The organism is Microbacterium bovistercoris (genome assembly GCF_003387575.1).
Classification (GTDB): domain Bacteria; phylum Actinomycetota; class Actinomycetes; order Actinomycetales; family Microbacteriaceae; genus Microbacterium; species Microbacterium bovistercoris.
Map to the genome: position 1 here is coordinate 54,981 of NZ_QUAB01000048.1, position 13,072 is coordinate 68,052.

The following is a 13,072-nucleotide window of genomic DNA, read 5'->3' on the forward strand; positions in this document are numbered from 1 at the left end:
TCATCTCTCCTTCGAGTGGAGGGGGTTCCCACGCCCGCCCCTATGAGCCCCGCGCTTCGTCTATGGCGGCGTCCAGCGCCGTGAACTCCGACAGCGACAGCGCACTGCCGCCGTTCCAGGCCCGCTCGGCCATCGCGCGCAGCGGCGCACGGATGCCGGCGGCGACCTCTTCCACGGTCTGCGGACCGCCCTTGTCGGACCAGATCGCGAACGAGCATCCGAGCAGCAGCTCCGGGTACGGGGCGACGATCTCCTGCCGCACCGTGCCCTGGCCGTCAGGGCCCCACAGCCGCGGGAAGAGGCCCGGATGCCAGTCCGCCTCCCAGATGCGCTCCGCGGTCGGATACCGGTAGCCGGCGTTCTCGCCGAGCACGTAATAGAAGAGGTTGTCGTTCACGTTGACGATGCGGTGCCCCGCGGCGATCGCCTCGGACACCGGGCGCATACCCGCGTGCCAGTTGGTCCACCAGGTCAGCACGACCTCCGGGTCGAGCGGCACCTGCGCACTGCGCAGCATCCCGTCGTTCCACACCCGCGGCTGCAGGCCGTGCACACGCAGGTGCGCGGCGATCTCGTTCACGAAGTCGGTGAGCAGGTCGAAGCCGGTGCCCTCGGCGCCGAAGCGCTCGTGCGCGGCATCTGTCAGTGCGGGGTAGTCCTCGATGCGCTCGAAGGCGACGAACTCGTCGCCGCCGAGATTCCATTTCGTGCTGTGCGGGAACACCGGCACCATGTCGTCGATCAGGCGCTTCGCGAACTCGAGCGCCTCGGGCCGGGTGATGTCGAGCGCGTGATCCGTTCCGATGATCCCGGCCTCCGCCGGGTCGTCCGGATCCGTGCCCGGCGGCAGGCGAAGATCCGGATGCTGCGCCAGCACCTGCCTCAGGTGACCGGGCATGTCCAGCGACGGGACCACGTCGATGTGCAGATCGCGCGCGATGTCGACGATCTGCGCGGCCTCGGCGCTGGTGATGTGCTCGTCGGAGACAACCTCGGGGAACGCCGCCGACTCCAGGCGGAACCCCTCGTTCTCGGAGAAGTGCCACTGGAAGACGTTGATGCCCACGTCGGCCGCATCCCGCAGCATCGCGATGATCCAGTCGGCCGGATAGTACTTGCGCGCAGCGTCGAGATGGATGCCGCGCTCGGCGACGGCCGGGACGCCTGCGACCGAGCCGCGCGGGACGGCACCCTGCGCGCGCAGGTTGTGCAGCAGCTGGCGGGTGGCGCGGAAGGCGCCGACCGGCGTCGCGACGCGGATCTCGACGTCGTCGCCGACGACGATCTCGTACGCCTCACCGACAAGATCGGCCGGACCGATCAGGATGCGGGCCTCGCCGCCCTCGGGGATGTCGAGGGCGGCGAGGTCGGACTGCAGGCGCTCCGCCTCGTGGGCGAAGGCTGCGTCCGCGGCGATGACCCGCGCGGATGCCGGGCGCCAGGTGCCGGTGGTCAGGTCGGCCTTCGCAGGTTGTGGCAGTGCCGACCAGATCATCCCTTGACGCTGCCCTCTTCGACGCCCTTGAAGAACTGCTTCTGCAGCACAGCGAACAGGATGATGATCGGCACCAGGGCGATCATCGTTCCCGCCGCGATCACGCGCGGGTTCTGCCCGAACGTGGAGTTCAGGTAGTCCATGCCGACGGTCAGCGTGTAGTTCGCGGGATCGGACAGGACCACGAGAGGCCAGAGGAACTCGTCCCACGATCCGATGAACGCGAACAGGGCGACCACCGAGACCATGCCGCGGATGTTCGGCCAGACGATGTGACGCAAGCGCTGCAGGGTGTTCGCGCCGTCGATGGTGGCCGCGTCGAGCGTGTCCGCCGGGATCATGCGGCACGCGGCCGCCATCAGCAGCACGTTGATCGCTGCGATCGCCCCAGGCAGGAACACGCCCCACAGGGTGTTCGCGAGTCCCAGCGACTTGACCGTGAGGTACTGGCTGGTCAGTGTGACCTCGCCGGGGAGCAGCAGTGTGGAGAAGAAGATCGCCATGACGATGCCCTTGCCGCGGAACTTCAGGCAGCCGAGCGCATAGCCGCCCAGAGTGGCGAAGATCACGTTCGTGATCACGGTGCCGACGCCGATGAGCAGTGAGTTGCGGGCGTAGTCGAGCACCGGAATGGTGCGGAACACCTCGGCGTAGTTGTCCCAGTTGGGTGCGCTCGGGATGAGCGAGGGCGGGAACGAGTAGATGTCTTCGGCGTTGCCCTTGAACGAGGTGGACAACTGCCACACGAACGGGAAGACCATGATGACGAAGATGGCCAGCAGCAGCGCGTACTTGCCGATCAGGCCGCCGAGCGACGGCTTCAGGATGTCGGCGGAGCCCTTGGTGCGATAGGGCTTCTCGCGGTGCCGGGGCTCGCGCGGGGCGCGTCCCTTCCGCACGGCGTTCTCGGTCTGCTCCAGCAGTGCCGCGTTCTCGCGGGAACCCATCAGGCTCATGCCGACACCTCCTCAGCGCGCTTCGCGGCGCGCTGCGCACGGCGCACGCGGCGATTCGTCGCCATCTCCTTCAGGACATCGCCGTTGTTGGCGATGCCGACCACGAGCAGCGGCACCAGGGTCAGCAGGAACAGCACGATCGAGATCGCCGAGGCGTAGCCGATCTGACCGTTCAGGCCCTTGCCCATCGACTGGATGAGCATCACCATGCTCATCGACTGGCCGCCCGGCCCGCCGGAGCCGTGCGAGAGCACGTACAGCTCGGTGAACACGCGGACGGCGGCCACGCAGATCAGCACCGAGACGAGCATCATCGGGCCGCGCACGCCGGGAACCGTGACCGACCAGAATCGGCGCCAGGCGCCGGCGCCGTCCATCGCAGCCGCCTCGTGCAGCTCGCGCCCCACGTTCCCGAGCGCGGCGAGGTAGACGACCATGTAGTAGCCGAGGCCCTTCCAGACCGTCAGGCCGATGGCGCAGAAGATCAGCAGCCAGCGATCGGAGAGGAACTCGATCGGCCGGTCGGCGAGGCCGAAGAACTTCAGCGCCGAGTTGATGGTGCCTGTGCTGGAGAAGAGGAACTCCCAGACGATCGCGACCACGACGGCCGAGGCGATCACCGGGAAGTAGAAGGTCGTGCGGAAGAACCCGATCGCCGGGATCTTGCGGTGCACGAGCAGTGCCAGCAGCAGCGGGATGAACGTCAGCAGCGGCACGCAGACCACGACGTAGACGAGCGAGGTCGTCAGAGCGAAGCCGAAGCGCTCATCGGTGCCGAGCTTGGCGAAGTTGTCCAGTCCGACGAACTGGACGGGACGGAGAGGGCGAGCATCGGTGAATGCGAGGAACACCGTGTTCAGGAACGGCCACAGTGCGAACACCAGGACCCAGATCACGCCGGGCAGTACCAGGAGGTACGGCGTGTACCAGCGCTGTCGTCTCATCAGCTCACCCTCTCCGCTTCACGTCGGTTTACTCGGTGACGTTCTCGTTGGCGTAGTCCTGCCCCTTGGTCAGGGCCTCCTTCGCCGAGATGTCACCGCGGACCGCGAGCGCGATCTGCTGCTTGGCGTAGGTGTTCATCGCCTCGGTGAAGCCGGGGGCACCCGGGATGCGCGCGGCGTCCATCTGCTCGGCCGCGTACTTCGTCGCCTCAGCCTGCTCGGGGTTCTGCGCGGTCTCGGCGAACTTCGACGGGTCGGCGTTCGCCTCCTTGGTGCCGGGGAAGAAGCCGGCGGCCAGCTTGACGAACTCGATCTGGTTCGGGGTGTTCGTGACGAACTCGGCGAAGGCCAGCGCGGTCGCGGCGTTCTTCGACTGCGACGAGACGCCGATGCCCTGCAGGAACAGCGGAGCGTCGCCGAAGCCGCCGCTCACCTTGACGTTCGGCAGCAGGGTCGGGGCGTTGACCGCGAGGTTCTTGTCGATGTAGTTCGGGCCGGCGGTGGTCCACGCCACGGTGCCCTTGTTGAAGTTGTTGACGTTGTTGTTCGCCTCACCCGCGCCCTGAAGCGCTTCAGGGCTCACGCCGCCGGCCTTGTAGAGCGCCGCGTAGCGCTCGATGATCTTCTCAGCCTCGGGGGTGTCGAAGACGAACTCGCCGTCCTTCTGGAAGGGGTACTCCCCGCCCATGTCCGAGACCATCCACTGCAGCGCCTTGACGTCGGGGATGTCCGACATGGTCTGCACACCGGCCGCGGCGAGCTTGTCCGCGTCGTCGAGCGTCGTGGCGAAGTCGGCCGGCGGAGCGGTGATGCCGGCCTTGCCGAGCAACTCCATGTTCCAGTAGTTCAGGTTGGTGCCCAGGTACCAGGGGAACGCGTACGTGCCCTCGAGACCGTCGTAGCTGTAGCCCTCGACACCGCCCTCGACGTAGTCGCCGAGCACCTCGGAGTCCTTCTTCAGGTCGACAAGCTGGCCGACCTTGGCCAGTTCAGCGGCGAATTCCGGAGGCAGGTTGACGACGTCGGGCAGTTCGCCGGACTCGGCCTGCTGCAGGATCTTGTCCTCGTAGCCGTCGGCCGGCTGGTCGATCCAGTTGACCTTCACGCCCTCGTGCTCCTTCTCGAACGCCGCGATGACGTCCTCGAAGTACGGGGTGAACTTGTCGTTCTTCAGCGACCACGTCTGGAACGTGATGTTCCCCGTGATCTCGCCGTCCGTCGAGCCACCGCTCTGCGGGGCGCCGCCACCGGTGCAACCGGCGAGGACGACGGCGACCGACGCCGCGACACCCGCGGCGAGAATCGATCGGATCTTCATGGGCATTCTCCTTCGAAGTGGCCGAGGACCCCGTCGCAGTCGCGCTCCGGCATCCTTTACTAAAGCGATATAGTACGGTAAGTATGACACAACGTCTACCGAGGGGACAACGATGACCGGCGACCGCCGCCCGAACTTCGTGTTCGTGCTCACCGACGACCACGCACCCAACGCGATCAGCGCGTACGGATCGGTCGTCAACAGCACGCCGGGCATCGACGCCGTCGCAGACGCCGGGATGCGCTTCGACCGCGCACTGGTCGAGAACTCTCTCTGCACCCCCAGCCGCGCCACGATCCTCACCGGCACCTACAGCCACACCAGCACGGTGACCACGCTGGCCACCCACCTGACGAACGATCACGAGACGTTCATCACCGCGCTGCAGGCCGCCGGCTACCGCACCGCGATGTTCGGCAAGTGGCACCTCGGCCACGGCGAGGGCTACGACCCCGCGGGCTTCGACCACTGGGAGGTGCTTCCCGACCAGGGTGAGTACTTCGACCCCGAACTGATCACCGCCGAGGGCCGCGTGCGGCACGAGGGCTACGTCACCGACATCCTCACCGAGCACGCACTGGCCTGGATGGCCGAGCAGGGCGACGAGCCGTACTGCGTGCTGGTCTGGCACAAGGCTCCGCACCGGTCCTGGCTGTACCACCCCCGGCACGCGGAGCTCTTCACCGACCCGATCCCCCTGCCCCCGACGTTCGACGACGACTACTCCGGCCGGGGCACGCCCGCGCACAGCGCGACCATGCGCATCGCCGATCACCTCTACGACATCGACCTCAAGCAGGACCCACCCGCAGAGCTCGCCTATGAGGAGCGCGCGGTGTGGAAGTACCAGCGCTACATGCAGGACTACCTGCGCTGCGTCGCCGCCGTCGACGAGAGCGTGCAGGCGCTCACGTCGTTCGTCGCCGAGAGCGACCACGCCGACGACACCGTCACGATCTACGCCTCGGACCAGGGGTTCTACCTCGGCGAGCACGGCTGGTTCGACAAGCGGTTCATGTACGAGGAATCGCTGCGGATGCCGCTCATCCTGAGCTATCCCGCCCGCGTGCCCGCGGGGCAGGCATCCGAGAACCTCGTCTCGAACGTCGACATCGCGCAGACGATCCTCGACTTCGCCGGCGTCGAGGCGCCCGCCGGTATGCAGGGCACCAGCCTCGCACCGATGCTGACCGGTGAGGACCCGGCTCCGGTGCGCGACGCCCACTACTACCGGTTCTACGAACACGACGATCACATGCACCACGTCTGGGCCCACTACGGAATCCGCACGGATCGCTACAAGCTCATCTACTTCTACGCCGACGGGATGGAACTGCCGAACACCGGCAACCTCACCTTCCCGCCGGAGTGGGAGCTGTTCGACCTCGAGAACGACCCCCACGAGCTGCACAGCGTGCACCTCGACCCCGCCTACGCGGACGTCCGCCGCGAGCTGACTCTCAAGCTGTGGGACTTGCAGCTCGAGCTCGGCGACACCCCGCATCCCCGCCAGCCCGCTCCGGAAGGACGCACGCGATGATCACCCCTCTGCGTTTCGGCGCCAACTACACGCCGGCCACCGAGTGGATGCACTCGTGGATGTCGCTGGACCTCGATGACGTGCGCCGCGATTTCGCCGGCCTGGCGTCGCTCGGGCTCGACCACGTGCGCATCTTCCCGCTCTGGACGGTGCTGCAGCCGAACCGCACCCTGATCCGCGAACAGGCCGTCGCCGATGTGCGCGCGGTCGTCGATGTGGCTGCCGAGTTCGGCCTGGACGCCAGCGTCGATGTCATCCAGGGGCATCTGTCGAGCTTCGACTTCGTGCCCTCCTGGCTGTTCACCTGGCACGACAAGAACATGTTCACGCACCCCGATGCGCTCAGCGGGCAGGTCGCTCTGGTCGAGCGGCTCGGCGAGGCACTCGGCGGGGCGGAGAACTTCCTCGGCTTCACCCTCGGCAACGAGACCAACCAGTTCTCCGCCGAGACGCACCCGCACCAGTGGCCGGTCACTCCGGACGAGGCCGCGAACTGGATCACCTCGCTGCTCGACGCCGCAGATCGCTCGGCGCCGCAGCAGCAGCACGTGCACAGCGAGTACGACGCCGCCTGGTACATGGACGGGCACGGCTTCACCCCCGCGCACGCGTCGCGTCTGGGTGCGATGACCACCGTGCACTCCTGGATCTTCAACGGCACCGCCCAGCGGTACGGCGGCCGCTCCGTGGCATCCGACCGGCACGCGGAGTACATGATCGAGCTGTCCCGCGCGTTCGCCACGGACCCGGCCCGGCCGATCTGGCTGCAGGAGGTCGGGGCGCCGTCGAACTGCCTGACGGCGGATGAGATGCCCGGGTTCCTCGAGGCGACCGTGCGCTCCTCGGCCCGGACCGAGAACCTGTGGGGCGTCACCTGGTGGTGCTCCCACGACGTCAGCCGGAAGCTCGCCGACTACCCCGAACTGGAGTACTCGCTGGGCCTGATCTCCAACGACGGCGACGTGAAGCCGATCGGGCGGCGGTTCGCCGAGATCATCCCGGAGCTGCGTTCGCGCACCGCTGCACCGGCGCGCACGCTCGGGATCGTCATCGACGTGGACGACGACGAGATCCCGGTCAGTCGTGGCGCGATGAGCCCCGGCGGCGCGATCTTCCAGGCCTGGGTCGACGCCTGCACCGACGGCCTCGACCCCGCGTTCGTGACGTCGAAGGATGCCGCGGATGCCGGCATCCTGGCCTCCCGCGGGATCACCGAGCTGGTGCGGCCCGACCTGTCGACGGGCGTGGGCACCTACTCCTCGAACAACACGGTGGTGAGCTGAGCATGAGCCGTCCGAACGTCGTCGTCATCTATGCGGACGACCTGGGCTACGGCGACATCGGATGCTTCGGCTCCGACGACATCCGCACCCCGCACCTCGACCGGCTCGCCGCCCGCGGCGTCCGGATGACGGACTGGTACTCGAACTCGCCGGTGTGCTCGCCGTCGCGCGCGTCGCTGCTGACCGGACGGCACCCGGTGCACGCGGGCGTGCAGGAGATCCTCGGCGGCAAGCGCGGCACCCCCGGCCTGCCCGAGCAGCCGACCCTGGCGTCGCGCCTGCGGGACGAGGGCTACCGGACCGGCATCTTCGGCAAGTGGCACCTCGGTGTGGGCGAGGGCTACCGCCCGATGGATCGCGGCTTCTCGCGGCACTTCGGGTTCCTCGCCGGCTGCGTGGACTACTACTCGCACATCTTCTACTGGGGTCAGGGCCTGAATCCCGTGCACGACCTCTGGGACGACGAGCGCGAGGTCTACGACAACGGCCGCTACCTCACCGAGGTCATCGCTGAGAAGGCGGTCTCGTTCATCGCCGCTGCGGAGGGCGAGCCTTTCTTCTGTTACGTGCCGTTCAACGCGCCGCACTACCCGATGCACGCGCCGAAGGAGTACGTCGACCGGTTCCCGGAGCTGCCCGACGACCGCCGCATCATGGCGGCGATGATCTCGGCGATGGACGACGGAGTGGGCCGCATCCTCGATGCGCTCGACGCCGCGGGCGTCGCCGACGACACCATCGTGTTCTTCTCCTCGGACAACGGACCGTCGACCGAGAGCCGCAACTGGCTGAACGGCGAGGAGATCTCGTACGAGGGAGGCTCCACCGGCGGACTGCGCGGCAACAAGGGTTCGCTGTTCGAGGGCGGCATCCGGGTGCCGGCGATCATCTCGTGGCCGGCTGGGCTGCCGCAGGGCGTCTCGTTCACGGCGCCCTCGGCCATGATGGACGTGCTGCCGACCGTGCTCGAGGCGGCGGGGCTGCCCACGGCCGATGGCATCGACGGGCAGAGCGTTCTCGAGCCGCTGCGCGGAGCGGATGCCGCGGAGCGCACCCTGTTCTGGGAGTACGGCCCGCAGCTGGCCGCGCGGTGCGGCCGGTTCAAGCTGACGCTCGCGGCCCGCGAGCACCTCGGCGGCCCGTTCGACCCGGCATCCAGCTTCCTCGCCGACCTCGACGCCGACCCTGCCGAGACGACCGACGTGTCGGTGCAGCATCCGGAGATGGCGGCGAGCCTGCGGGCCGAGCTGATGGCCTGGGCCGAGAGCTTCGACTGGGACCCGACCCCCTGGCTGCCCGCCGCCTGACGTCGACTGTCAGGTCGAATTGCGACCTGAACGAACGGATGCCGCGCACACCGGCACAAAGCGCGACCTGGCTGCGCGGGCGCCTCCGCTCAGGCGCGCGGGCGGGCCGTGCTCTCGCGCACAGTGAGCGTCGGCCGGGGGCCGGGGCGATCGCCGGGAGCATCCGGCGAGTCGAGCCGCTCGAGCAGCAGGTCGGCCGATCGAACGCCGAGCTCGAAGGTGTCTCGCGTGAGCGACGTGATCGACGGATGCACCAGACCCGTGACCACCGAGTCGTCGAAGGACGCCAGGGAGAGGTCGCCGGGCACGGCGACGCCCATCTCCTGGGCGACGCGCAGCCCGGCGATGCACATCACGTCGTTGTCGAACACGATCGCCGTCGGCCGCTCCGCTCGGCTGAGCAGCCGGCGTGCGGTGGCGGACGCCTGCACAGGCGAGAAGTCGGTGGCGATCGTCTCGCCGGTGACACCACGGGACTCCTGCCCTGCCAGCACGGCGGCGCGGATGCGGGTGTGCTGGAACTCGGCCGGACCGGAGACGTAGGCGACCCGCGTGTGCCCGAGGCCGGCGAGGTAGTCGAACACGGTGTGCGCGGCGTCGTCGTCGTCGAGCCAGATGACGGCTGTGTCGTCGTCGGTGTCCTCGGTCGGCATCCTGCTGCCGATGACGACCGCGGGCAGCCGCAGGTCACGCAGAGCCTCGAGCCGGGGATCGTCGTCGCGGGGGTCGAGCACGATCACGCCGTCCACCTGATTCGCGCTGCTCCAGCGCCGGTAGGTTGCGATCTCCTCCTCGATCGTGGGCACGACCACGATCTGCAGGCCGATGCGGCGGGTCGCGAGAGACGACTGCACGCCGGCGATCAGTTCGGTGAAGAACGCCTCGGTGCCCAGCGTGCGGGCGGGGCGGTTGACCGCGAGACCGATGACGCCGGCCTTCGCGCCGACCAGTGCCCGTGCCGTCGAGCTCGGCTGCCAGCTGTGCTGCTCGGCGATGGCGAGGATGCGCTGCCTGGTCTGCTCGCTGACACCGGGGCGCCCGTTCAGCGCGAAGGACACCGCGCCGGGCGACACTCCTGCCTCGCGCGCGATGTCCGAGATGGTGACACGCTTGGACCGTGACATAGACTCACCGTACTAGATCGTTTTAGTTGCTCGTTCCCCAGCGGCGAGCACACCCACATTCTGGCATCCGAAGGACAGACACCGATGCATGAAGACACCTCCCTCACCGTCGGCCGGGTGAAGCGCGTCCTGACCGAGCGCGTCGTCCCCGCCATCCACTCGGCACGCGTTCCGCTCGAGATCGCCGCCCATCAGCTGCCGGGCGAGCCCATCGCCCCCGTCGAGGGCCTCGCCCTCGACTTCGAGCCGTTCTCCGCGGGCAGCATGTGGGGTCCCGCCTGGGGCACCACCTGGTTCCGTCTTCGCGGCGAGGTGCCCGCCGAGTGGGCCGGCAAGAAGGTCGAGGCGCTCATCGACCTCGGCTTCGACGTGAACATGACCGGCTTCCAGTGCGAGGCGCTCGCGTATCGCCCCGACGGCACGCCGGTGAAGAGCCTGAACCCGCGCAACCAGTGGCTGCCGGTGGATGCCGAGGCCGGCCAGGCCGTGGAGTTCTACCTCGAGGGTGCGTCGAACCCGGTGCTGCTCGACTACCATCCCTTCCTGCCCACGCAGGAGGGCGACATCAAGACCTCCTCCCACGAGCCGCTGTACCGGGTGCGGCACATGGACCTCGCGGTCTTCGAGTCCGAGGTGTTCGAGCTGTCCCTCGACCTCGATGTCCTCCTCGAGCTGCAGGCCGAGCTGCCCGAGACCAGCCCCCGCCGCATGCGCATCCTGCAGGCCCTGGACGACGCGCTCGACGTGCTCGACCTGCAGCGCATCATCGAGACCGCGCCGGACGCCCGCGCACAGCTCGCCGAGGTGCTGGCGGCGCCCGCCGAGGCCAGCGCCCATCAGATCGCCGCGATCGGTCACGCCCACATCGACTCCGCGTGGCTGTGGCCGGTGCGCGAGACGGTGCGCAAGGTCGCCCGCACCACCTCTTCGATGACGACGCTCATCGAGGAGCAGCCTCAGTTCAAGTACGGCATGTCCAGCGCGCAGCAGTACGCGTGGATGAAGGAGCACCGCCCCGAGGTCTACGAGCGGATCAAGGCCGCCGTCGCCGAGGGCAAGTTCCTGCCGCTGGGCGGCATGTGGGTCGAGTCGGACACCGTCATGCCCACGGGTGAGTCCCTCGTGCGCCAGTTCTCGCACGGTCAGCGCTTCTTCGAGCGCGAGTTCGGCATCCGGTCGAAGGGCGTGTGGCTGCCGGACAGCTTCGGCTACTCGCCCGCGCTGCCGCAGCTGATGCGCCGTGCCGGCTTCGAGTGGTTCTTCACGCAGAAGATCTCGTGGAACCAGCGCAACGTCTTCCCGCACCACAGCTTCCTGTGGGAGGGCATCGACGGTTCGCGCATGTTCACGCACTTCCCGCCGATGGACACCTACAACTCGCAGCTGTCGGGCATGGAGGTCGCGAAGGCGTCGCGCCAGTTCAAGGAGAACCGCGTAGCGACCCGCTCGATCGCCCCGGTCGGCTGGGGCGACGGCGGCGGCGGCACCACCCGTGAGATGACCGGCAAGGCAGCACGCCTGGCCGACCTCGAGGGCTCCGCCAAGGTCGAGTGGAAGCACCCCGACGAGTTCTTCGACGAGGCGAAGGCCGAGCTGACCGACCCTGCGGTCTGGGTCGGGGAGCTGTACCTCGAGCTGCACCGCGGCACGCTCACCAGCCAGCACGCCACGAAGGCGCTGCACCGCTGGGCCGAGCAGTCGCTCATCGAGGCCGAGCTGTGGGCGGCGACCGCCGCCGTGCAGAAGGGCGTCGAGTACCCCCACGAGGAATTCGACCGGCTGTGGCAGATCGTGCTGCTGCACGAGTTCCACGACATCCTGCCCGGCACGTCGATCGCCTGGGTGCACCGCGAGGCCGTCGAGGTGCTCAGCGGCGTGCTGACGGATGCCGAGACGCTGTCCGCCGCCGCCCGGAAGGCGCTGGCAGGCGAGGGCGATCGGGTGCTTCGGTTCACGCCGACGTCGGTCGGCGAGGGGCGCGCACTCGGCGCGTCCTTCGACGATGGGTCCCTGAGCCTGTCGAAGGGCGAGATGGCCTCGCTCACCGAACTGCCCGACGGCTTCCGTCTCGAGAACGACCTCGTCGCCGTCACCGTCTCGGCCCAGGGGCTCATCACCTCGGCGGTCGACAAGGCGACCGGACGCGAGACGATCCCGGCCGGCAAGCCCGCGAACCTGTTCCAGTTGCACCAGGACTTCCCCAACATGTGGGATGCGTGGGACATCGACCGCTACTACAAGAACCGGGTCGACGACCTGACCGCCGTGGCCGACATCTCGGCCTCCATCGTCGACGGCGCCGCGACCGTGCTGGTCAAGCGCGAGTTCTCCGAGTCGCGGATCACGCAGACGATCGTGCTGCGCCCCGGTTCGCGGACCGTGATGCTGCTCAACGACATCGACTGGCACGAGACCGAGAAGCTGCTCAAGCTGGCCTTCCCGCTCGACATCTTCGCGCGCGAGACCCTGGCCGAGACGCAGTTCGGCTTCCAGCGCCGCGTCACCCACGTGAACACCAGCTGGGAGGCTGCGAAGTTCGAGACCTCGATGCACCGGTTCGTGCTCGCACAGGAGGACGACGGCTTCGGCGCCGCCCTCGTGAACGACTCGATCTACGGCTACGACACCTCTCGTGAGGTGGACGGCGACGACGTCACCACGACGCTGCGCCTGTCGCTGCTGCGCGCTCCGCGCTTCCCCGATCCCGACACGGATCACGGCCACCACGAGATCGAGGTCGGCTTCGTGATCGGAGCGGATGCTGCGATCGCCACCGCCGAGGGCATCCGCCTGAACGCCCCGTCGACGCTGGTCCGCGGTGCCGACGAGGTGGAGCCACTGGTCTCCGTCTCGGGCGACGGCCTCGTCGTGTCGTCGGTCAAGCTGGCCGATGACCGCTCCGGCGATGTGATCGTGCGCGTGTACGAGGCGCTCGGCCGCCGGGCATCCGGCGAGCTGACCGTGGGCTTCCCGCACTCCGGCATCCGCGAGGTGTCGCTGATCGAGGACGACCTCGACGACGCGCGCACCGGCGGTGCGCTGTCACTGCGGCCGTTCGAGGTCCGCACCCTGCGCATCGTCCGCGCCTGACGTCCGCATCCCCGC

9 protein-coding genes are annotated in these 13,072 nt (G+C 68.4%); 4 read left to right on the top strand and 5 right to left on the bottom strand.

Going from position 1 to position 13,072, the window contains the following annotated elements; genetic code table 11:
• Window positions 1–40 precede the first annotated feature (40 nt).
• From DY023_RS16340 to DY023_RS16355, 4 genes are read right to left on the bottom strand one after another with little or no spacing between them, the layout of a single operon-like run.
• Window positions 41–1,495, bottom strand: a complete 1,455-nt coding sequence (locus DY023_RS16340; RefSeq protein WP_116243412.1) for a family 20 glycosylhydrolase — start codon at window positions 1,493–1,495, stop codon at window positions 41–43.
• Window positions 1,492–2,451, bottom strand: a complete 960-nt coding sequence (locus DY023_RS16345; RefSeq protein ID WP_245958750.1) for a carbohydrate ABC transporter permease — start codon at window positions 2,449–2,451, stop codon at window positions 1,492–1,494. The genes DY023_RS16340 and DY023_RS16345 overlap by 4 nt, the downstream gene beginning before the upstream one ends.
• Complete coding sequence (locus DY023_RS16350) at window positions 2,448–3,395, bottom strand: carbohydrate ABC transporter permease (RefSeq protein ID WP_116243413.1); 948 nt, start codon at window positions 3,393–3,395, stop codon at window positions 2,448–2,450. The genes DY023_RS16345 and DY023_RS16350 overlap by 4 nt, the downstream gene beginning before the upstream one ends.
• A 28-nt stretch (window positions 3,396–3,423) precedes the next feature.
• Window positions 3,424–4,713 carry an ABC transporter substrate-binding protein gene (locus tag DY023_RS16355; RefSeq protein WP_116243414.1) on the bottom strand — a complete coding sequence of 430 codons (1,290 nt, stop codon included), beginning with the start codon at window positions 4,711–4,713 and terminating at the stop codon, window positions 3,424–3,426.
• 112 nt (window positions 4,714–4,825) lie between these two features.
• Between DY023_RS16355 and DY023_RS16360 the strand changes: the two genes are divergently transcribed.
• The 3 genes from DY023_RS16360 to DY023_RS16370 are packed head-to-tail and all read left to right on the top strand — an operon-like array spanning window position 4,826 to window position 8,843.
• Window positions 4,826–6,253: a sulfatase family protein gene (locus tag DY023_RS16360; protein ID WP_116243415.1), complete on the top strand. Its 1,428-nt coding sequence runs from the start codon at window positions 4,826–4,828 to the stop codon at window positions 6,251–6,253.
• Window positions 6,250–7,536, top strand: coding sequence for a glycoside hydrolase 5 family protein (locus DY023_RS16365; RefSeq protein ID WP_116243416.1), 1,287 nt, complete (start codon window positions 6,250–6,252; stop codon window positions 7,534–7,536). The genes DY023_RS16360 and DY023_RS16365 overlap by 4 nt, the downstream gene beginning before the upstream one ends.
• Before the next feature lie 2 nt (window positions 7,537–7,538).
• The gene (locus DY023_RS16370) at window positions 7,539–8,843 is read left to right on the top strand and encodes a sulfatase-like hydrolase/transferase (RefSeq protein WP_116243417.1); all 1,305 of its coding nucleotides are present in this window, start codon (window positions 7,539–7,541) and stop codon (window positions 8,841–8,843) included.
• Window positions 8,844–8,932: 89 nt separating this feature from the next.
• Here the strand turns inward: DY023_RS16370 and DY023_RS16375 are convergent, their stop codons facing one another.
• Entirely contained in the window at window positions 8,933–9,967 is a 1,035-nt protein-coding gene (locus tag DY023_RS16375; protein WP_116243418.1) for a LacI family DNA-binding transcriptional regulator, read from the bottom strand.
• Between the two features lie 84 nt (window positions 9,968–10,051).
• Between DY023_RS16375 and DY023_RS16380 the strand changes: the two genes are divergently transcribed.
• Window positions 10,052–13,057 carry an alpha-mannosidase gene (locus DY023_RS16380; protein ID WP_116243419.1) on the top strand — a complete coding sequence of 1,002 codons (3,006 nt, stop codon included), beginning with the start codon at window positions 10,052–10,054 and terminating at the stop codon, window positions 13,055–13,057.
• The last annotated feature ends 15 nt before the right edge of the window (window positions 13,058–13,072 follow it).